This is a genomic window from Pseudomonas sp. KCJK9058 (genome assembly GCF_046230975.1).
In the GTDB taxonomy this organism is placed as follows: Bacteria; Pseudomonadota; Gammaproteobacteria; order Pseudomonadales; family Pseudomonadaceae; genus Aquipseudomonas; species Aquipseudomonas alloputida.
On the sequence record NZ_JBJJLR010000060.1, the window covers coordinates 1 to 20,468 of the forward strand.

Genomic DNA, 20,468 nt, shown 5'->3' on the forward strand with positions numbered 1-20,468 from the left:
CCTTCCGAACCGTCTAACTCATTGAATTTCAAGGAGTTTGTCGTTCCGTTGTCGCTGGAAGTGGGGCGCATTATAAGGGGATTCAAAAGCGCGTCAACCTTTAATTTCAAGAAAGTGAAATATAAGGGGAAAAGACCGTATCGGGGCTGCCAAGTGTTCGCCACAACAGTTTCAGCGCCTGTGAGATCGAGCGCCGCCCGCGCGGCGCTTCGCGGGTAAACCCGCTCCTACGTTTGTTTCAGGCCAATTATGCCTGTGGGATTCGCGCGCGAACGCCTTGGTGCCTGTCTCAATATCGCGTCGTACCAACAAGGCGGTCGCGCGCGCCAGGCACAGGAGGGACTGGCCCGAAACAAACGTAGGAGCGGGTTTACCCGCGAAGCGCCGCGCGGGCAGCGCTCGGTCTCATAGGCGGTGAATGTCTCAAGCCGAACGCGCGCGGCGCTCGATCTCGCAGGCGCCAGAGAAACAAAGGCGGGCCCCCTCCCACAGCCATTGCTATCTCAAGACAGGCCCTTGGCAGCCCCCATCCCTCTCTCAAACCGCCCTACCCTGCTTCCTGGCAACCCTGGGAAGAGCCCGCGCAACAGCAGGTATCCGCAATACCATCAACACAGCCCCAATAAACGCATAGATCGCCCATTCCCGAAGGTCGGAACGCACGATCCAAAGGAAATGCAGCAAGCCCAACCCAAGCACCGCGTACACCAACCTGTGCAGCTTCCTCCACCGCGCCCCCAGCCGCCGTTGGCTGTACCGGTTCGAGGTGACCGCCAGCGCCACCAACCCCAAGAACCCCAGCGCCCCCACAATAATGTAGGGGCGCTTGCGCAACTCCACCGCCAACTGCCCCCAATCCAGCCCTAGAATAAAAAACAGGTAGGCCAGAATATGCAGCACTATATAGGCGAACACCCATAACCCCAGCTGCCGGCGAACCACGATCCAGCCAGACCAGCCCGTCAGCTTCTGCAGTGGCGTCATGCTCAAGGTCACCAACAGGAAGGTAAGCGCCCCAAGCCCAAGGCGATCCATCATGATCTTCCCGGGATCAGGCCCCAGCAGGTTCATCGCCGCTTCATATAGCCACCACACCGGGAACAGGCAGCCTACGACAAAGATGGCCAAGCGAAACCAGGGGTAACGCATCAGTAGTTCTTCCGCAGATCGAGCCCGGTATACAGCGACGCCACTTCATCAGCATAGCCATTGAACATCTGCGTCTCCCGCACATTGGGGCTGAACAACCCGCTGGGCAAACGACGTTCGCGCGCCTGGCTCCAGCGCGGGTGGTCGACTGTCGGGTTCACATTGGCGTAGAAACCATATTCATCCGGCGCCAGCCCTTCCCAGGTAGTGCCGGGCTGCTCCGCTACCAGGCTGATGCGCACAATCGACTTGATGCTCTTGAAGCCATACTTCCAAGGCACCACCAAACGCAACGGCGCACCGTTTTGGTTGGGCAGTTCCCGGCCGTACATACCCACTGCGAGAATTGCCAGCGGGTGCATCGCCTCATCCAGGCGCAACCCTTCTCTATAAGGCCAGTCGATCAAGGCGAAGCCAGAACGTTGCCCCGGCATATGCTGCGGATCCTTCAGCGTTTCGAAACGCACATAACGCGCACTGGAAGTCGGCTCGACCTGCTTGAGCACCTGAGCCAAAGGGAACCCCAGCCACGGAATGACCATCGACCACGCCTCTACGCAGCGCAGCCGATAGATCCGCTCCTCAAGCTGATAGGGTTTGACGAAGTCCTCCAGTGCATAGCGTCCGGGCTTGCCCACCTCACCATCCACCACAATGGACCACGGTTCGGTCTTCAGGCTGTCGCCATTGGCCGCCGGGTCGCCCTTGTCGGGCCCGAACTCGTAGAAGTTGTTGTAGTGAGTGGCATCCTTGAACGGCGTGATCGCCTCGTCCTTCACCGTCACCGCCTGCCAGCGCGTGGCCGCGAGCTTGTCAGTGAACCAGGCCGGCGCGGCCCCAGCCTGCACATCGGCATAACGCGACATTTGCGCCGCGCCCACCCCGCCCGGCAATGCGCCTAGCGCCAAGCCAGCCAATGAGCCACCCAGCAGGGTACGACGGGAAAGGTAAATGCCTTCGGGGGTGATCTCCGACGCCTTGCACTCGGAAGACCTGGGAAGCTTTATAAGCATGAACGGCTCCATAGCACTGAGTAACGGATGTACCAGTAAGACTATGGAGCCGTGAGGTTATTCCAGCGTTAAGTGATTTTCACGCTTTGCGACGGCGAGCCTTCAGCAGGAACTGGATCGGCCCCGATGCTGCATAGGCAAGGAAGATCAACAGCAGGATACGCGGCGGGTCGCTGAACACGACGGCAAACACCAGCACCACCGCCAGGATCGCCACGAACGGGACACGCCCCTTGAGGTCCAGCTCCTTGAAACTGTTGTACTTGATGTTGCTGACCATCAGCATGCCAGCAGCAGCCACCAGCAGCGCGACCAGGAACGACAGCTTGGAGCCCTGGATGCCGTAGTCGCTGAACGCCCATACGGTGCCCGCCACCACACCTGCGGCAGCCGGGCTGGCCAGGCCGATGAAGTAGCGCTTGTCGGCGGTACCGACCTGGGTATTGAAGCGCGCCAGGCGCAACGCGGCGCCGGCCACATAGATGAAAGCAACCATCCAGCCGACCTTGCCCATGTCACCCAGCGCCCAGCCGAAGGCCAGCAAAGCCGGGGCCACGCCAAAGGCGACCATATCCGACAGCGAGTCATACTCGGCACCGAAGGCACTCTGGGTATTGGTCATGCGCGCAACGCGGCCGTCCAGGCCGTCGAGCACCATGGCCACGAAGATGGCGATAGCGGCAAAAGCGAAGTACTTGCTCGCCTCGCGCGGGTCGCCGGCACTCAGGGCGCTCTGTGCGCTCATCGAGCTGATGATGGAATAGAAACCGGCAAACAGGTTGGCGGTGGTAAACAGGTTGGGCAACAGGTAGATGCCGCGGTGGCGCACCTTGCGGCCTTCGGCGTCATGCCCTTCTTCAACGTGCTCATCGACAGGTAGCAGGCTTTCGGCGTCGGAGGGCTTGTTCGGCTCTTCGGGACGTTCGCTCATGGAGGGTACCTTGCAACAGGATGGAAAATGTTCGACACGGGCCCGCGAAACAGGTTCTGACAGCGAGCCACTGGTCTGCTTTATACCAGAAGCTGGATGCCAGAACGAAAAAACGCGGCCGAAGCCGCGTTTTTCATCTATCGATAAGACTTAGTTCTTGGTCTTGTCGACGATTTTGTTAGCCGAGATCCACGGCATCATCGAGCGCAGCTGCTCGCCGATGATTTCGATGCCGTGAGCGGCGTTGTTGCGGCGCTTGGCGGTCATCGATGGGTAGTTGGTAGCACCTTCGGAGATGAACATCTTCGCGTACTCGCCGTCCTGGATGCGCTTCAGGGCATTGCGCATGGCCTTGCGGGATTCTTCGTTGATGACTTCCGGGCCAGTGACGTACTCACCGTATTCGGCGTTGTTGGAGATCGAGTAGTTCATGTTGGCGATGCCGCCTTCGTACATGAGGTCTACGATCAGTTTCAGCTCGTGCAGGCACTCGAAGTAGGCCATTTCCGGCGCGTAGCCAGCTTCGACCAGGGTTTCGAAACCGGCTTTGACCAGCTCGACGGTACCGCCACACAGAACAGCCTGCTCACCGAACAGGTCGGTTTCGGTTTCGTCCTTGAAGGTAGTTTCGATGATACCGGTACGGCCACCACCCACGCCCGAAGCGTAGGACAGTGCGACGTTCTTGGCGTTGCCGGAAGCGTCCTGGTAGATGGCGATCAGGTCAGGGATGCCGCCGCCTTTGACGAACTCGGAGCGAACGGTGTGGCCCGGGGCTTTCGGCGCGATCATGATCACGTCGAGGTCGGCACGCGGAACAACCTGGTTGTAGTGGATCGAGAAACCGTGAGAGAAGGCCAGGGTAGCGCCCTTCTTGATGTTCGGCTCGATTTCGTTCTTGTACAGAGCGCCCTGGAACTCGTCCGGGGTCAGGATCATGACCAGGTCAGCCGCAGCGACAGCGGTAGCAACATCGGCAACTTTCAGACCGTGGGCTTCAGCCTTGGCAACGGTAGCCGAACCTTTACGCAGACCGACGGTAACGTCTACACCGGAGTCTTTCAGGTTGCACGCCTGAGCGTGGCCCTGGGAGCCGTAACCGATGATGGCGACTTTCTTACCCTGGATGATGGAAAGGTCGCAGTCTTTATCGTAGAAAACTTTCATGAAAATACCCCTGGTTATATCTCGGCCCCTGCGGAGCCATCGCTAATTTTTTGGATTTAGATGCTGAGCACTTTGTCGCCACGGGCTATGCCGGTAACGCCGCTGCGCACGGTTTCCAGAATCGATGCAGTGCCGATCGCCTGGATGAAGCTGTCCAGTTTGTCGCTGGTACCGCTCAGCTGCACGGTGTACACGCTGGCGGTCACGTCGACGATCTGGCCACGGAAGATATCCGTGGTGCGCTTGATCTCGGCACGCTGGGCACCGGTGGCCTTGACCTTGACCAGCATCAGTTCACGCTCGATGTGAGCGCTTTCCGACAGGTCGACAAGCTTGACCACTTCGACCAGCTTGTTCAGGTTCTTGGTGATCTGTTCGATCACTTCGTCATGGCCAACGGTGGTCAGCGTCAGACGCGACAGGGTCGGGTCTTCGGTTGGCGCTACAGTCAGGCTTTCAATGTTGTAGTTGCGCTGGGAGAACAGGCCGACCACGCGGGACAACGCACCTGGTTCGTTTTCCAGCAGCAGGGAAATGATGTGCCGCATATCAGGTACGCTCCGTCTTGCTCAGCCACATGTCACGCATCGAGCCATCCTTGATCTGCATCGGATAGACGTGCTCACTGCGGTCAACCGCGATGTCGATGAACACCAGACGGTCCTTCATCGCAAACGCTTCTTCCAGCTTCGGCTTGAGGTCCTTCAGGCTGGTGATGCGGATACCCACATGGCCATAGGCCTCGGCCAGCTTGATGAAGTCAGGCAGCGACTCGACGTACGAGTGCGAGTGACGACCGTTGTAGGCCATGTCCTGCCATTGGCGGACCATGCCCAACACACCGTTGTTCAGGTTGACGATCTTCACCGGCAGGCCGTATTGCATGCAGGTAGACAGCTCCTGGATGTTCATCTGGATGCTGCCTTCGCCGGTCACACAGGCCACGTCCTGATCCGGGAAGTTGAGCTTGACGCCCATCGCCGCCGGGAAGCCGAAGCCCATGGTGCCCAGGCCACCGGAGTTGATCCAGCGGTTTGGCTTGTTGAAGCGGTAGTACTGCGCGGCAAACATCTGATGCTGGCCCACGTCGGAAGTGACGAAGGCATCGCCATTGGTCACTTCGCACAGTGTCTCGATGACTTTTTGCGGTTTGATGACGTTGCCATCGCCCTTGTCGTAAGGGAACAACTCGCCATTGCCACGCCATTCGTCAATCTGCTTCCACCAGGCATCCAGCGAAGCCTTGTCAGGCTGCTCGCCGATTTCCTTGAGGATGCCGAGCATTTCGCTGAGCACGCTGTCGACCGGGCCGACGATTGGCACGTCGGCCTTGATCATCTTCGAGATCGACGCCGGGTCGATGTCGATGTGGATGATCTTGGCGTTCGGGCAGAACTTGGCCGGACCGTTTACAACGCGGTCGTCGAAACGCGCACCGACGGCAAAGATGACGTCGGCATTGTGCATGGCCATGTTGGCGGTGTAGCTGCCATGCATGCCGAGCATGCCGAGGAACTGGCGGTCGGTACCCGGGAAGCCACCCAACCCCATCAGGGTATTGGTGACCGGCAGGTTCAGCGACTTGGCGATTTCAGTCAGGGCTTCGGAGCCACCGCCGAGGATCACACCGCCACCGGAGTAGACGACCGGGCGCTTGGCCGCCAGAAGCATCTCGGCAGCCTTGCGGATCTGGCCGGAGTGACCACGGACCGCCGGGCTGTAGGAGCGCAGCTTGACCTTTTTCGGGTAGACGTATTCGAACTTCTCAGCCGGGTTGGTCATATCTTTTGGAATGTCGACCACGACTGGACCTGGACGACCGGATTGCGCCAGGTAGAAAGCTTTTTTCAGAACTTCAGGGATCTCGGTCGGATTCTTGATCATGAAGCTGTGCTTCACGATCGGCCGCGAGATACCGATCATGTCAGTTTCCTGGAAGGCATCGGTGCCCACCATGGTGCTAGGCACCTGGCCGGACAGAATGACCATCGGAATCGAGTCCATGTAGGCGGTGGCAATACCGGTAATGGCATTGGTTGCGCCAGGACCGGAGGTTACCAGCACCACACCGGCCTTGCCGGTGGCGCGAGCGTAACCGTCCGCCATATGGGTGGCCGCCTGCTCGTGACGAACCAGGATGTGTTCCACTTCCGGTTCTTTGAACAGTGCGTCGTAAACATGCAGGAGAGCACCACCAGGGTACCCGTAGATGTGCTTAACGCCTTCGTCACGCAAAAAGCGGACGACCATCTCAGCGCCAGATAAAAGCTCCACGTTGTTCACCTCTAAAACGCCAGAATACCGCCCTCACTGGACGGGTCTTAATAGGTTTACTGCCAAGCAGAGCATGAGCGAACGTCAGCACTGACTGAGCAAGTATTGGGAAATCCCCAGAGTGTTGCGGGGGTTTCCCACCCAGCGCGAGGTAACGCGTTGCGGGGTGTAACAGGTCGGCGCGGGTGTGCACCTCATGATCTGCTTAGCGGGTCTGCTTCTGGCAGTCCCTCTACAGCGGAAGTTGGATTCTTGTGATTCGGCGCCAACAAGTCAAGAAAAATTATTGCCAATTTTTCCTCAAGATGAATTCCTGCCACCACTAAAAATCGCTTCAGCAGCAGAATTAAGAAGATTTCCAAAAAAAAGGGCCACAATCTGCGGCCCTTGACGGAAAAACTGAAGAAATCAGGCGGAAGGAGCGATCAATTGATCAAAAGCTGCCAACAGGCGGCGTAGCTCACGACTTTGCTCCGGCCGGTCGGTAAACACGGTTTCGGCCATGACCAAGATGCTCGATGCATTGGGCAGCGGGTGGCCCAGCTCGATGATGATCTTCATGCGTGGCAGGAAGATCCATTGCAGCCACTGCTCAAAACTGAGGGTATCCACGGCGAACGGCACCGTACTGGCCAGTGCCTCGTCGCTTGGCGGCTCGTCATCCCACCAGCCTTGCACCTGCAGCTCACGCTCGATCAAGAGCAGGTGGTCGGCAATATCCAACACGCGTTGCTCAATCATCACGAATTGACCCGCGCCTTTTGCCGGGCCAGCGCAGCCCCAGCGCTGTCACCCTGCTTTTCACGGGCCTGGGCGATCGTGTTCCAAAGCTCTGCCTGCAGGCTTGGGCGGCCGTTGGCGTAAGTCAGGGCGCGGCGCGCCAACTGCTCGGCCTGCGCCGCATCACCTTGCGAAAGGCGCACCTGGGCCAGGCGATACAGCACCTGCGGCTCACGCGGAGCAATGCGCTGGGCACGTTCAAGGCTCGAAGCGGCACCGTTGAAGTCGCCGCTGCCCTGCTGCGTCTGCGCGGTGGTCAACAGTGCCAGCACAGGACCGTCCAGCTGCTCGTCGGCCGACAGGCCGCCGGCGGCGGCGCTGCGCGGAATACCGGTTGGCGCACTGGCGCTTTGCGGGGGGCTGTTCATCGCAGCAATGTCGAAGGGTTCATCGGCAATCGGGTTGGGATTGGTGGTCATCGGCGCCGAACTGACAGGCCCTGTACTGATCGGCCCTGGCGTGATCGGCGAGGTACTGATCGGCGCGGCGCCATTGGACGCCGGGAACGTCTGGATGCCCGAAGCGCCTGCGCCCTGCGGGATCATCACGGTGACACCGGAATCCTCCGGCAGCGTCTGCGCCTGGGCGGTGCCGGCGTTATAGCCACCCGCCGAGCGGTTGGCCGTCACGCGTTCGCTGTTGGACACGCGGGTGCTCGAATCGACCACCGGAATATTGCCACGCGGGACGCTGGAGCACCCCTGGAGCACAGCCAACGCCGTCACGGCAGGAAACAGCCACTTGTTCACATCACACCTCATCAATGCAGCCTGTGCTTAATTCATCCAGCCTTTGACCCAGTCCATGACCGACTCAGCCGGATTTTCCTCGCCGCCACAGGTCGCGCCGGCGGGCGGTTCGCTCCCGCGAATATACGGCATCTGCACCGCTCCCGGACAGCTTGCATCAGACCCATGGCCACTGTAGGGGTCGATCCAGGCCTGCACCACGTTGTCCGGTTGCGGCATGTCCAGCGGCAGCGGGTCGGCCTTCTTCATGAAGCTGGTCCACACCTGCAAGGCGCCGGTGGCGCCGGTAAACGGTGTCTTGCCGTTATCGTCACGCCCCATCCACACCACGGCCAGCAGATCCTGACTGAAGCCGGAGAACCAGCTGTCACGCGAGTCGTTACTGGTACCGGTCTTGCCCGCCAGGGTCAGCGAGCGTGGCAAGGTGTTGTACACCGAACGCCCTGTACCTTCGCGCATTACACGTTGCATGGCGTTCTGCACCAGGTAAATGGCACCCGGGTCGAAGGTTTGCTGGATCTGGAACGGGTAGCGCTTGAGCGGCTCGCCCTCGGCGGTGAGCACGCTGCGGATACCGCGCATCGGCGTGTTGAAGCCGCCGTTGGCGATGGTCTGGTACATGGTTGCGACCTGCATCGGCGACATGCCACCCGCCCCCAGCAACATGGCCGGAAACGCTGGCCAGTCGACATTCACGCCCAAACGACCAATGGTCTTGATCACGTTCGGCACACCCACTTCCAGGCCGAGCTTGGCGGTCGACAGGTTGTAAGAGTTGGCCAGCCCCTGGTACAGGTAGATAGTGCCATGCGGGCGGCGGTCATAGTTTTGCGGGCGCCAGACCTGGCCGTCAGCCCCTTTGACCGAAAATGGCTCGTCCTGCACCCAACTGGTCAGGGTGTACTTGCTCGGCTGCTCCAGCGCAGTCAGGTATACCGACGGTTTGACCAGGGAGCCGATCGGCCGTACAGCATCGATGGCCCGGTTGAAGCCGGCAAAACCTGCCTGGCGGCTACCGATCAGCGCCTGTACTTCACCGGTTTCAGGGTTGGTCACGACCATTGCCGCCTCGACATCGTCTGCCCCCTTGCGGCCCGCCAGGCGCTTGAAGGTCTCGCTCATCGAGGTTTCGGCCTTCATCTGCAGGATAGGGTCGAAGCTGGTAAAGATGCGCAGGCCTTCTTCGGTCAAGTCTTCGTCGCGGTAGTCCTGGCGCAACTGTCGCTTGACCAGGTCGAGGAAGGCAGGGAACGAGCTGTCGGCCAGGCTGCCACGCTTGGTCACGCCCAGCGGCATTTTCTTCGCCGCATCGACTTCTGCCTGGCTGGCCACGCCCTGCTCGGCCACCAGGTCGAGCACCAGGTTGCGGCGAGCCAGGGCACGCTCGGGGTGACGCCGTGGGTTGTAGTAGGACGGGCCTTTGACCATGCCCACCAGCAGGGCGATCTGATGCAGTTTCAGCTCAGACAGCGGCTGGCTGAAGAAGAACTGGCTCGCCAGACCAAAGCCGTGCACCGCGCGTTGACCGTCCTGGCCGACGAACACCTCGTTGAGGTAAGCCTCAAGGATTTCGCGCTTGTCGTAGTGCAGTTCGAGCAGGACCGCCATCATCGCCTCGGTCAGCTTGCGGCTGAGGCTGCGCTCGCTGCTGAGGTAGAAGTTCTTCACCAACTGCTGGGTCAGGGTACTACCACCCTGGCGCATCGAGCCGGACGACGTGTTGACCCACATGGCCCGAGCGATGGACTTAGGCGACACACCGTAGTGGCTGTAAAACTCGCGGTCTTCCGTGGCCACCAAGGTTTCGAGCAGATATTTGGGTACCTGATCGATCTTGATCAGGATGCGGTCTTCGAGATTTTTCGGGTAGATGCCGCCGATCATCAGCGGCTCCAGCCGCACCACGTCAAGCGCCTTGCCGTTGGCACCGGAAAGGCCTGCAACGTAATCGCCAGAGAAGCGTACACGGACGAACTGCGCCGGCTCCATGCCCTCGTAGAACTGGAAGCCACGGGTATTGAGGTCGACGGTATTGCCGCTGACGGACGCAGCGCCCGGGCCGTTGGCCGCGCTTTCGCGACGGTAGCCGAGCGCATCGAGCTCGGTGAGGAAGTCGTTCTTGCTCAACTTCTGGCCGGTGAACAGCTCCAGCGGTCGGGCATACACTTTGGCCGGAATGGTCCAGCGCTTGCCGGAGAACTTTTCCTGGACGACGGCATCGAGGTAAACCGCGAAGCCGGCGACGATCACCAGGCCAACCAGGCTGAGCTTCAAAGCCCAGCCCAGCCAGGCGCGGGAGCGGCCGGTCGGGCGTTTCTGAGGGGTGCGGGGATTTCGGGTTCGGGTCATGGCGGCGGATTATACGCACTTTATAAAGGCTGGGCAGACGGCCCGGCGGTAGGCAGGGACGGCACCATTGACCATAATGGCGCATTCGAATTCCCTTGCCCCGGAAGGATTTGCCGTGAGCCAAGCTCTTATTACTGCGTTGCAGAACCCTGCCCTGTACCCTCACCCCGTGGAGGGGTTTCAGCTCATCGAGACGCATATCTCCTGGGTCCTGCTCACTGGCGAATACGCCTACAAGATCAAGAAACCGATGAATTTCGGCTTCCTGGACTTCACCGGACTGGACCAGCGCCAGCATTTCTGTAACGAAGAATTGCGCCTGAACCAACGCCTGACCGAAGGCCTGTACCTGGAAGTGTTGCCCATCACCGGTAGCGTCGACGCACCGCAGATCGGTGGCGAAGGCGTAGCCATCGAGTACGCGCTGAAAATGCGCCAGTTCCCCCAGGGGCAGATGCTCAACACCCTGCAGGCCAATGGCGAACTGAACGCCACGCACATCGACCAGATGGCCCGGCAGATTGCCGATTTTCACCTTCAGGCTCCGCGTGTGCCGATGGAGCACCCGCTGGGCACGCCAGACAGCGTGATGGCCCCGGTGGAGCAGAACTTCGAGCAGATTCGCCCATTCCTCAGCGACAAAGCCGATCTGCAGCAACTTGACGCCCTGCAGGCCTGGGCCCGCAGCAGCTTCGAGCGCCTGCAAGGGCTGCTGGAAAAGCGCAAGGCCAATGGCTTCATCCGTGAGTGCCACGGTGACATTCACCTGGGCAACGCCACCTTGATCGATGGCAAGGTGGTGATCTTCGATTGCATCGAATTCAACGAGCCTTTCCGACTGACCGACGTCTACGCCGACACCGCCTTCCTGGCCATGGACCTGGAAGACCGCGGCCTGAAATGCCTGGCCCGGCGCTTCATCAGCCAGTACCTGGAACTGACGGGGGATTACGAAGGCCTGGAACTGCTCAACTTCTACAAAGCCTACCGTGCGCTGGTGCGGGCCAAGGTCGCACTGTTCAGCATGCCGGCCGACGCCGATGGCGTGCAACGTGCCACCACCCTGCGCACCTACCGCAACTACGCCAACCTGGCCGAAAGTTACAGCGCCATCCCGTCGCGCCTGCTGGCCATCACCCATGGTGTTTCGGCGGTGGGCAAAAGTCACGTGGCCATGCGCCTGGTCGAGGCCTTGGGTGCAGTGCGCGTGCGTTCGGACGTGGAGCGCAAGCGCCTGTTCGGCGAACAACAGCAGGCCGACGCCGGCCAACTGAGCACAGGCATCTATGACCAGGACGCCAGCGCTGCGACCTATCTGCGCCTGCACGAGATAGCTGCGACCGTGCTGCGCGCCGGCTTCCCGGTGGTGCTGGACGCCACCTACCTCAAGCGTGAGCAGCGTCAGGCTGCGGCAGACGTTGCCAGCCAGACCGGCGTGCCGTTCCTCATCCTCGACTGCCACGCGCCAGAGGCGGTCATCGCCAGTTGGCTGGAGCAGCGCCAGGCTGAAAACAGCGACCCCTCGGATGCCACGCTGGAGGTGATCAAGGCCCAGCAGGCCAGCCGTGAGGCGCTGGATGCGCAGGAGCTGGTGCACAGCACCCGCGTCGATACCCAGGCTGCCGGCAGCATGGATCAAGTGATCGAGCAGATTCGCCAGCGGTTGCCTGGCCTGTAAGTTCGTCATGTTCCTGTGCCTGCCCGCGAAGGGGCAGGCACAGGCCGCTCATCACCCGATGGCAAAAAGCCGCATATTTCCCAACGCCCGCTACACTCCTCTCAGACCTGCTCGCGATTTATCCCCCATTCCCGTTCAGCCATCGCAAGGAGGCTCGATGAACGATGAATTGCAGCATCTGAAGAACCTTGGCAAGACGTCTGCGCAGTGGCTGCATGCAGCCGGCATCCACAGTGCATCGGATTTGCGCCGCCTGGGCGCGGTGGGTGCGTACCAGGCCGTGAAGACACGAGGGTTCCGTGCATCGAAGGTGCTGTTGTATGCCATTGAAGGCGCCCTGCTGGACATGCACTGGAACGATTTACCGCTCGAACGCAAGGAAGCACTCAACCAACAATTGGACGCGAAAAACCCTGCGCAAAAAAAACCAAAATAATCGGGGTAAAGGGATTGACGCCTAAATGAGAATTGTTATGATTATCACAACTGGTCGCGAGACTGGTTGGATAAGCTAAGAGCCCCTGGTTCGGACTCTCAGATTATCTCCTCATCAGGCTAATCACGGTTATTGACCCGGCAATTTGCCGGGTCTTTTTTTGCCTGTGCTTTTTCAGGATCAACGCCGCAGCTGCGCACAATAATCCTGCTCCGGCATCGCCGCCGTGTACCACACATAATCAGCCTCGCCAGGCTCGACTCGCTCGCCCACCTCAGCCAGCAGCAAAACCTTGCTCTCCCCCGACACCCCCAGGTCAGCCAGATGCAAGGGTATGCCCAGGTCCTTGCGCACATGGTAAGCCCCGGCAAACAGCAGCGCCGGCTGCGGTGCCGCCTGCAAGCGCTCGGCCATGCGCCGGTCGCGCTGCTGCTGAACGGCCAGCATCGCCGGTAACTGGTTTTCCGGCAGCATCCCGCAATGCCCGGCGCGCACCTGTTCCAGCAAGGCAGCCTTTACCGCGGGTGCATTGGACTTTTCGCCCTGTACCGGCGCCGGCTGTCGATAGGCCTGACGCATCTCGTCGGGCGAAAGGTTGGCGGCCAGCAACGTCACCCGATGCTGCAAGGCTTCGGTGACAATCGGCCCGTACAACTGCCAATCCCAGCCCTCCTGCCAGGCCAGTGCCTTGGGCAAGTCTTCCGGCAAAGGCTGCCCCACCAGCTTGTCCACCCGCGATTGCTGGCTGGGCTGCAGCATCTCCAGCAACAGGCTGCCCTGAGTGCGCTGGCCTTGAAGAGCGCGCAGCAGCCACAGTTGCAGCGCGTGATGGTCAGGGTTGTCATGCTTCTCGCCGACAAGCACTCGGGGCGCATCAGCCAGGCGCTGCACCAGCGTTTCAGGGCTTATGACCTGCTCATTGGACAGGTCGACAATCTTTCCCAGCTCGGCGTGCGTGCGACCTTCACTGCTCTGCCAGGCGGGCAACGGCGGCAGGCTGGCCTGACAGCCGCCTATCGCCAGTACCAGGCACAGCGAGAAACCGGACAGCATCGGGTGTCGCATCGGCAGTTACTCCATGTCATCCACACTTTAAATGGCCTGCACCGGGGGCGGGCAGGTCGCAAGACAAGGCCACTTTCACAAAGGCCATGCACGCGTTGAGCACATCAACGGGTGATGATCAGCGGGTGCCCGCGCTCGGGGTGCGCCTGCACCAACACGTCAATACCGTACACCGCCTTCAGTGCCGCTGGGGTCAATGCCTCTTCGGGCGTGGCGAACGCGTGGCAGCGCCCCTGCTCCAGCAACAGGATACGGTCACAGTAACGCGCCGCCAGGTTCAGGTCATGCAGGATCACCAACACTGCAGCACCGCAGTCGGCGAAGCGGCGTACGGCTTCCAGGGTGGTGTGCTGATGCAGCGGGTCGAGCATCGAGGTCGGTTCGTCGAGCAACAACGTGCTGCCCTCCTCGCCCGGCCATAGTTGCGCCAGCACGCGGGCCAGGTGTACCCGTTGCCGCTCGCCACCGGAAAGCGCCAGGTAGCTGCGCTCTACCAGGTGCCAGGCATCTGCCGCCCGCAACGCCGCTTCGACGATTTCCGCATCGCGCCGCTGACCGGTGCCATGAGGCAGGCGCCCCATGCCTACCACTTCCTCCACCCGAAACGAGAAACCCAGGCTGGACACCTGCGGCAACACTGCCAGGCGCCTTGCCCGTTCCTGTCCGGCCCAATCGGCCAGCGGGCGGCCCTGCAGCGTTACCCGCCCGCGGTCGGGCGCCAGTTCACCGCACAGCACACTCAGCAGGCTGCTCTTGCCGGCACCGTTGGGACCGAGCACACCCACGACCTGCCCCGGAGGCAACTGCAGGTGAATGTCGTGCAGCACCTCATTGCTGCCCCTGCGCAGGTACAGGCCCTCTACATGCAACATCAGCCGCGCCCTCGCATCAGTAGGAACAGGAAGAACGGCGCACCAATGAAGGCCGTGACGATACCAATCGGCAGCTCGGCAGGCGCCAGTAGCAGCCGCGCCGCCAGGTCGGCGAACAACATCAGTACACCGCCGGCCAGCAGCGAGGCAGGCAGCACCACACGGTGATCAGGCCCGGCCAGCAGACGTACCAGGTGCGGCACTACCAGGCCGATGAAGCCGATCAACCCGGCTGCCGCCACTGCCGCCCCCACGCCCAGCGCCGTGCAGAACACCAGCTCACGCTTGAGCCGCTCCACGTCAACGCCCAGGTGACGCGCCTCCGACTCACCCAGCAACAGGGCATTCAGCGCCTTGGCCCGGCGCGGCAGCCACACCGCTACCCCTGTCGCCACCAGCAACAATGGCCACAGCCGCTCATAGCTGGCGCCATTGAGGCTGCCAAGGTTCCAGAACGTCAGCGTGCGCAAGGTGGCGTCATCGGCCAGGTAAGAGAACAGCCCCACGGCCGCGCCCCCCAGCGCGGTCATGGCCACGCCAGCCAATAGCATCGTGGCGACGTTGGTCTGGCCATCGCGGCGCCCCAGGCGGTAGACCAGCGCAGTTACCCCAAGCCCGCCGACAAACGCGCAGAACGACAGCAGATAAGGCGCGAAAGCATCCGGTATGCCGCCAAACCAGGCGCCGCCAACAATGGCAACCGCTGCCCCCATCGCGGCGCCGGCGGCAACCCCTACCAGCCCGGGGTCGGCCAGCGGGTTGCGGAACAGCCCCTGCATGGCCACTCCGGACAGCGCCAGCACCGCGCCCACCGCCAACCCCAACAGAGTACGGGGCAGACGGATCTGGCCAAGGATCATCTCGGCCTGCTGCAGGCCATCTTCGGACACAGGCAATCCCAAAAGGCGCAGGCCAGCGCGCAGGGTATCGAACATTGGCAGGCTGACTGGCCCCAGCGCCAGTGACAGCCAGATCGCCAACAGGCACAGCAGGCTCAGGCTAATGAACAACGTACGTGGCGAGACCCGCTGTTTCATTGCGCGAAACTGGCCTGGGCTACCGGGTAGAAGGCGGCTGCCAGCGACTGCAAGGTCGCCGGTAGCCGAGGCCCGAGCCCGCCGACCAGCAGCGTCGGGTCCAAGGAGACCAGGCGTTTCTCACGCACGGCCCGCGTGGCAGCCAGCGCGGGGTTTTCTTTCAACAGCGCCTGCAAGGCTTGTTCATCGGCCAGCGCCCGATCGGAAAACACGATCACATCCGGGTCAAGCGCCGCCAACGCTTCGTTGGAGAAGTTCTTGTAGCCTGGGTGCGCGGCCAGGTTACGCCCACCCGCCTGGCTCAGCAGCCAGTCACCGGTAGTGCCTTGCCCGGCGATCAGCGGCTTGGCCCCGGCATGGCCGACCAGCAGCAACACCCCGGGAGCCTGCTGCCTGGCCTGGGCCAGCTTGACGTTGGCATGCAAGGCATCGAGCCGCTGGCGGTAGTCCGCTGCAAGCGCGGACGCTTGCTGCTCTGCACCGAGCAACTGCCCCAGGTGCCTGAGGTTTTCATCCACTGCCGGCAGCTCGGCCTTGCTGGAGAACAACTCGACCCGCACGCCGGCCTTGCGGATTTGCGCCAGTACCGGTGGCGGCCCCATTTCCTCGGTGCCCACCAGCACATCCGGGCGCAGGCTGAGAATGCCCTCGGCCGACAGTTGCCGCTGATAACCCACACTGGGCAACGATTTCAACGAGGCCGGGTGCTGACTGGTAGTGTCCACACCGACCAGGCGCGCTTCACCTCCCAATGCGGTTATCCACTCGCTCAAGGCGCCACCCGCGCTGACCCAGCGTTGCGGCAGCTCGGCTGCCAAGGCTTGGGTAGAAAGCACAAGGCTTGCACACAGAGCGAGAAAAGCAGTTGGACGGCGCATCATCGGGTTCCTTCTGAAGACGGGCTACACGCCTTGTGGCGAGCAGCGGAACTGCGCACCATAGGCAGCCAGGCGCAGCGAATGCGATCAATTTGATAATTATTCGCATTGGAGCGTCAAGCCATCACGTGTTTCACGGGTCATCCTTGCCATGCACTTCCTTTGTACATCCCTCGGCCTGGCCGAGGGCCAAAGCCGCGCCTTCAGCGTAGACGGCCTCGAACTGTTCGGCGTGCGTCGCCAAGGCCAGGTGTACCTGTACCGCAACCGCTGCCCGCACCGGGACATCCCGCTGAACTGGGCAGAGGACGCGTTTCTGGATGACAGCGCCAGCCTCATCCACTGCGCCCATCACGGTGCGCTGTTCCTGATAGAAAGCGGCGAATGCGTGGCAGGCCCCTGTGAGGGTGAGCAGTTGCAGCCCCTGGGCTGTCACGAAGACAGCCAGGGCATCTGGTTCAAGGGGTCAGCAGCACCGGCAAGCGACGATCGATGACGATACCCTCGGCGTCCAGCCGAGTGCCATAGGCCAGCACCTCCACCCCGTCCGCTACGGCACTACGCAGCGCCTGGGCGTAAGCCGTATCGATTTCTTCAGCCGGGCGCACAGCGTCGATACCGGTCAGGTTCACGCAATACAGCTGTACTGCCCGCACGCCCTGCCGGGCCAGCTTTGCCAGCTCGCGCAGGTGTTTCGCACCGCGTTGAGTCACCGCATCAGGGAAGGCCGCAACTGCAGTGTCGGGGTAGCCCAGCGTCACACTCTTGACCTCGATATAAGCCGGAGCCCCCTCGAACTCCAGCCGAAAGTCGATACGGCTGCCTTCTTCGCCATAGGCCACTTCGCGCTTGAGTGCAGTGAAACCGGCCAGTTCAGCGATTATGCCAGCGCGCAGGGCCTCTTCGACCAACGCATTGGCCCGCCCGGTATTCACGCAGGCCAACCGCCCCTGTGGGGTTTCGCTGATTTCCCAGGTCCCTGGCAGCTTGCGCTTGGGGTCGTTGGAGCGGCTGAACCACACCTGCCCACCTTCACGCATGCAGTTGAGCATGGAGCCGGTATTCGGGCAGTGGATAGTCATCTGCTCGCCGCTGGCCAGTTCGATATCGGCCAGAAAGCGCTTATAGCGACGCAACAGGCGGCCCTGCTCGAGTGAAGGAGAGAAACGCATCAGCCTTGCCAGCTCTGCAGGCCACGGGCAATACGCTGCACCGCTTCTTCCAGGCGCGGCAGGCTCTGGGTATAAGCGAAGCGCACATGGTGCCCGGCCAGGTGGCGACCGAAGTCCAGGCCCGGCGTGAACGCCACGTGCTCGGTTTCCAGGAAGTGTCGGCAGAATGCGAACGCATCCCCGCCGAAAGCACTGATATCGGCATACAGGTAGAACGCGCCTTGCGGCTCGACGGCAATGCGGAAGCCCAGTTCACGCAGGGCGGGCAGCAGGTAGTCGCGACGGCGGGCGAATTCGGCGCGGCGCTCTTCGAAAATGGCCAGCGCCTCGGGCTGGAAGCAGGCCAGCGCGGCATGCTGGGCCATGCTCGGCGCACTGATGTACAGGTTCTGCGCCAGTTTCTCCAGGTCGGCGACCGCACCGGGCGGGGCCACCAACCAGCCAAGGCGCCAACCGGTCATGCCGAAATACTTGGAAAAACTATTCAGGACGAATGCCGAGTCGTCGACTTCCAGCACGCTCGGCGCGTCCATGCCATAGGTGAGGCCGTGGTAGATCTCGTCCACCACCAAGTGGCCATGCCGCTCATGGGTGGATTTGGCCAGGCAGGCCAACGCATCGCGCCCCAGCACGGTACCGGTCGGGTTGGCCGGCGAAGCGACCAGGGCACCGACGGTGTCCTTGTCCCAGTAGCGCTCAACCAGGTCGGCAGTCAGCTGGTAGTTCACATCCGGGCCCACCGGTACCAATTGGGCCCCGCCCTCGACCAGGCGCAGGAAGTGGCGATTGCACGGGTAACCCGGATCGGCCAGCAGCCAGTGCTTGCCCGGGTCCACCAGCAGGCTGCTGGCCAGCAGCAGCGCGCCGGAGCCACCTGGGGTAATAAGGATGCGTTCCGGGTCGATGTTCAGGCCATAGCGCTGCCCATAAAAGCCGGCAATTGCCTCACGCAGTGCCGGCAGACCGCGTGCAGCGGTGTAGCGCGTGTGCCCGGCGGCCAGCGCGGCCTGGCCGGCCGCAACGATGGGTGCGGCCGTGGTGAAATCCGGTTCGCCGATTTCCAGGTGGATCACGTCGTGCCCGGCCGCCTGCAGCTCGTTGGCCCGGGCCAGCAGCGCCATGACGTGGAAAGGTTCGATGGCGCGGCTGCGCGCACTGTAGGGTTGGGCCATGACCTTCTCTCAATTGGGTCTAAACTGGAGATTCTACCTCTGCACACCACCGAACGTACCGCTCAGGCCGGTGTCAATTAGCAGGATCGGGCGGGGTAGCGCACCCCCGATCTATCTGGTAAGTTCGGCGGCTCGCAGTCGCAGGGCCGGCGGTCGCCGGAGATGGAGCATCCTGCGCATTGGATCAGATGAGTGAGAGGCGGTCTATTCATGTCCACCCTAGAAAAGCAAAAAGCCAACCAGAATCTTTATGGGGTTGCACCCTATCAGGAGACCAAGGGTGAGGAGTACATGGGTGAGCCCATGCGCAAGCACTTCACCAAGATCCTCACTGGCTGGAAGCAAGAGCTGATGGTCGGCGTCGACAAGACCGTTGACCATATGAAAGAAGAAGCAGCCAACTTCGCAGATCCCGCAGACCGCGCATCCCAGGAAGAGGAATTCGCCCTCGAACTGCGCAACCGCGACCGCGAGCGCAAGCTGATCAAGAAAATCGATAAAACCCTGCAGAAGATTCAGGACGAAGAGTACGGCTGGTGCGAGTCGTGCGGCATCGAGATCGGCTTGCGCCGCCTGGAAGCCCGCCCTACCGCCGACCTGTGCTTCGACTGCAAGGAAATTGCCGAGAAAAAGGAAAAAACGGTCGGCAAAGGCTGATCTTTCTTCCACCTGAACGGGGCGCATCATGCGCCCCGTTTCATTTATATGCCCAGCCTGACCATGACCGACTCCAGCTACATCGGGCGCTTCGCCCCCACCCCCAGCGGCTTCCTGCACTTCGGCTCGCTGGTCGCCGCCCTCGCCTCCTGGCTCGATGCCCGCGCCGTCAACGGCCGCTGGCTGCTGCGCATGGAAGACACCGACCCGCCCCGGGAAATGCCCGGCGCCCGCGATGCCATCCTCCAGACACTGGAACGTTACGGCCTGCACTGGGATGGCGAGGTGGTATTCCAGAGCCAGCGCCACGATGCCTATGCTGCCGTGGTAGACCGCCTGTTCAACATGGGCCTGGCGTATGCATGCACCTGCTCGCGCAAGCAACTGGAACGCTACAACGGCATCTACCCGGGCTTTTGCCGTAACGCCGGGCATGCCCGTGAAGGGGCGGCCATCCGCTTGCGGGTGCCAGAGCTGATCTACCGCTTTACCGACCGGGTGCAGGGTGAGTACCAGCAACACCTGGGGCGTGAGGTGGGCGACTTCGTCATCCAGCGTCGTGACGGGTTGTACGCCTACCAGCTGGCCGTGGTGCTGGACGATGCCTGGCAGGGTGTTACCGACATCGTGCGGGGTGCCGACCTGCTCGACAACACCCCGCGCCAGCTGTACCTGCAGGAGTTGCTGGGCTTCTCACAGCCGCGTTACCTGCATATTCCGCTGATCGTGCAGCCGGATGGGCACAAGCTGGGCAAGTCGTACCGTTCACCGCCACTGCAGGCGGAGCATGCTACCCCCCTGCTGCTGCGGGCATTGCGGGCGCTTGGGCAGGAGACAGACCCGGAACTGCTGTTGGCGACGCCGGCAGAGGTGCTGGCAGTCGCGCGCACGCAATGGCGGCCGGAAGCCATCGCGCAGCGGACCACGGTGCCAGAGGCTGATTTGCGCTGAACCTTTACCGGCCTCTTCGCGGGTGCGCCCGCGCCCACAGGGTCCTCAATAAACCTAGAGGCGACGCTTTACCTGTAGGAGCGGGCTCACCCGCGAAGAGGCCGGCACATTCATTCCACCTCTCAAAAACAAAAGTCC

At 61.7% G+C, this 20,468-nt stretch carries 21 protein-coding genes; 6 read left to right on the forward strand and 15 right to left on the reverse strand.

What is annotated here, in order from left to right; translation table 11 throughout:
* Positions 1-219: hypothetical protein (locus ACK59Z_RS23095; RefSeq protein WP_409293712.1), on the forward strand; the 219-nt coding region annotated here is incomplete at its 5' end.
* A gap of 318 nt (positions 220-537) precedes the next feature.
* Here the strand turns inward: ACK59Z_RS23095 and msrQ are convergent.
* From msrQ to mrcB, 9 genes are all read right to left on the reverse strand, one after another.
* Entirely contained in the window at positions 538-1,149 is a 612-nt protein-coding gene (msrQ, locus tag ACK59Z_RS23100; protein WP_409293714.1) for a protein-methionine-sulfoxide reductase heme-binding subunit MsrQ, read from the reverse strand.
* Positions 1,149-2,162, reverse strand: coding sequence for a protein-methionine-sulfoxide reductase catalytic subunit MsrP (msrP, locus tag ACK59Z_RS23105; RefSeq protein ID WP_003250049.1), 1,014 nt, complete (start codon positions 2,160-2,162; stop codon positions 1,149-1,151). Before msrP ends, msrQ begins: the two co-directional genes overlap by 1 nt.
* Before the next feature lie 79 nt (positions 2,163-2,241).
* Positions 2,242-3,093: a CDP-diacylglycerol--serine O-phosphatidyltransferase gene (pssA, locus tag ACK59Z_RS23110; RefSeq protein ID WP_003250045.1), complete on the reverse strand. Its 852-nt coding sequence runs from the start codon at positions 3,091-3,093 to the stop codon at positions 2,242-2,244.
* 150 nt (positions 3,094-3,243) lie between these two features.
* Positions 3,244-4,260 carry a ketol-acid reductoisomerase gene (ilvC, locus tag ACK59Z_RS23115; RefSeq protein ID WP_003250043.1) on the reverse strand — a complete coding sequence of 339 codons (1,017 nt, stop codon included), beginning with the start codon at positions 4,258-4,260 and terminating at the stop codon, positions 3,244-3,246.
* Between the two features lie 56 nt (positions 4,261-4,316).
* Positions 4,317-4,808, reverse strand: coding sequence for an acetolactate synthase small subunit (gene ilvN / locus ACK59Z_RS23120; RefSeq protein WP_003250040.1), 492 nt, complete (start codon positions 4,806-4,808; stop codon positions 4,317-4,319).
* Between the two features lies 1 nt (position 4,809).
* Positions 4,810-6,534 carry an acetolactate synthase 3 large subunit gene (locus tag ACK59Z_RS23125; protein ID WP_003250036.1) on the reverse strand — a complete coding sequence of 575 codons (1,725 nt, stop codon included), beginning with the start codon at positions 6,532-6,534 and terminating at the stop codon, positions 4,810-4,812.
* Between the two features lie 408 nt (positions 6,535-6,942).
* Entirely contained in the window at positions 6,943-7,275 is a 333-nt protein-coding gene (locus ACK59Z_RS23130) for a YqcC family protein (RefSeq protein ID WP_003250034.1), read from the reverse strand.
* Complete coding sequence (locus tag ACK59Z_RS23135) at positions 7,275-8,075, reverse strand: tetratricopeptide repeat protein (protein WP_409293716.1); 801 nt, start codon at positions 8,073-8,075, stop codon at positions 7,275-7,277. Before ACK59Z_RS23135 ends, ACK59Z_RS23130 begins: the two co-directional genes overlap by 1 nt.
* Before the next feature lie 15 nt (positions 8,076-8,090).
* Entirely contained in the window at positions 8,091-10,412 is a 2,322-nt protein-coding gene (gene mrcB, locus ACK59Z_RS23140) for a penicillin-binding protein 1B (RefSeq protein WP_108191967.1), read from the reverse strand.
* 115 nt (positions 10,413-10,527) lie between these two features.
* Between mrcB and ACK59Z_RS23145 the strand changes: the two genes are divergently transcribed.
* Together ACK59Z_RS23145 and ACK59Z_RS23150 are read left to right on the forward strand one after the other, a co-directional pair.
* The gene (locus tag ACK59Z_RS23145) at positions 10,528-12,090 is read left to right on the forward strand and encodes a bifunctional aminoglycoside phosphotransferase/ATP-binding protein (protein WP_060537776.1); all 1,563 of its coding nucleotides are present in this window, start codon (positions 10,528-10,530) and stop codon (positions 12,088-12,090) included.
* Between the two features lie 157 nt (positions 12,091-12,247).
* Positions 12,248-12,526 carry a TfoX/Sxy family protein gene (locus ACK59Z_RS23150; RefSeq protein WP_003250025.1) on the forward strand — a complete coding sequence of 93 codons (279 nt, stop codon included), beginning with the start codon at positions 12,248-12,250 and terminating at the stop codon, positions 12,524-12,526.
* A gap of 180 nt (positions 12,527-12,706) precedes the next feature.
* Here the strand turns inward: ACK59Z_RS23150 and ACK59Z_RS23155 are convergent, their stop codons facing one another.
* From ACK59Z_RS23155 to ACK59Z_RS23170, 4 genes are all read right to left on the reverse strand, one after another.
* Positions 12,707-13,591 (reverse strand): ChaN family lipoprotein, encoded by an 885-nt coding sequence (locus tag ACK59Z_RS23155; RefSeq protein ID WP_070096300.1) that lies wholly within the window; start codon positions 13,589-13,591, stop codon positions 12,707-12,709.
* 104 nt (positions 13,592-13,695) lie between these two features.
* The gene (locus ACK59Z_RS23160; RefSeq protein ID WP_108191966.1) at positions 13,696-14,463 is read right to left on the reverse strand and encodes a heme ABC transporter ATP-binding protein; all 768 of its coding nucleotides are present in this window, start codon (positions 14,461-14,463) and stop codon (positions 13,696-13,698) included.
* Positions 14,463-15,446, reverse strand: a complete 984-nt coding sequence (locus ACK59Z_RS23165) for an iron ABC transporter permease (RefSeq protein WP_181318793.1) — start codon at positions 15,444-15,446, stop codon at positions 14,463-14,465. Before ACK59Z_RS23165 ends, ACK59Z_RS23160 begins: the two co-directional genes overlap by 1 nt.
* A 50-nt stretch (positions 15,447-15,496) precedes the next feature.
* Positions 15,497-16,381: a hemin ABC transporter substrate-binding protein gene (locus ACK59Z_RS23170; RefSeq protein WP_108191964.1), complete on the reverse strand. Its 885-nt coding sequence runs from the start codon at positions 16,379-16,381 to the stop codon at positions 15,497-15,499.
* 148 nt (positions 16,382-16,529) lie between these two features.
* Between ACK59Z_RS23170 and ACK59Z_RS23175 the strand changes: the two genes are divergently transcribed.
* Entirely contained in the window at positions 16,530-16,874 is a 345-nt protein-coding gene (locus ACK59Z_RS23175) for a Rieske (2Fe-2S) protein (protein WP_017147960.1), read from the forward strand.
* Here ACK59Z_RS23175 and sfsA read toward each other — a convergent pair.
* Both sfsA and ACK59Z_RS23185 read right to left on the reverse strand, forming a co-directional pair.
* On the reverse strand, positions 16,837-17,550 hold the full coding sequence (sfsA, locus tag ACK59Z_RS23180) for a DNA/RNA nuclease SfsA (protein ID WP_014754463.1): 714 nt from the start codon (positions 17,548-17,550) through the stop codon (positions 16,837-16,839). The two genes, ACK59Z_RS23175 and sfsA, sit on opposite strands and share 38 nt — an antisense overlap.
* On the reverse strand, positions 17,550-18,722 hold the full coding sequence (locus ACK59Z_RS23185) for a pyridoxal phosphate-dependent aminotransferase (protein WP_014860190.1): 1,173 nt from the start codon (positions 18,720-18,722) through the stop codon (positions 17,550-17,552). The genes sfsA and ACK59Z_RS23185 overlap by 1 nt, the downstream gene beginning before the upstream one ends.
* Before the next feature lie 210 nt (positions 18,723-18,932).
* Here ACK59Z_RS23185 and dksA point away from each other — a divergent pair, with 210 nt between their 5' ends.
* On the forward strand, positions 18,933-19,379 hold the full coding sequence (dksA, locus tag ACK59Z_RS23190) for an RNA polymerase-binding protein DksA (RefSeq protein ID WP_003250009.1): 447 nt from the start codon (positions 18,933-18,935) through the stop codon (positions 19,377-19,379).
* A gap of 63 nt (positions 19,380-19,442) precedes the next feature.
* Positions 19,443-20,330 (forward strand): tRNA glutamyl-Q(34) synthetase GluQRS, encoded by an 888-nt coding sequence (gene gluQRS / locus ACK59Z_RS23195; protein WP_003250007.1) that lies wholly within the window; start codon positions 19,443-19,445, stop codon positions 20,328-20,330.
* Positions 20,331-20,468 lie beyond the last annotated feature (138 nt).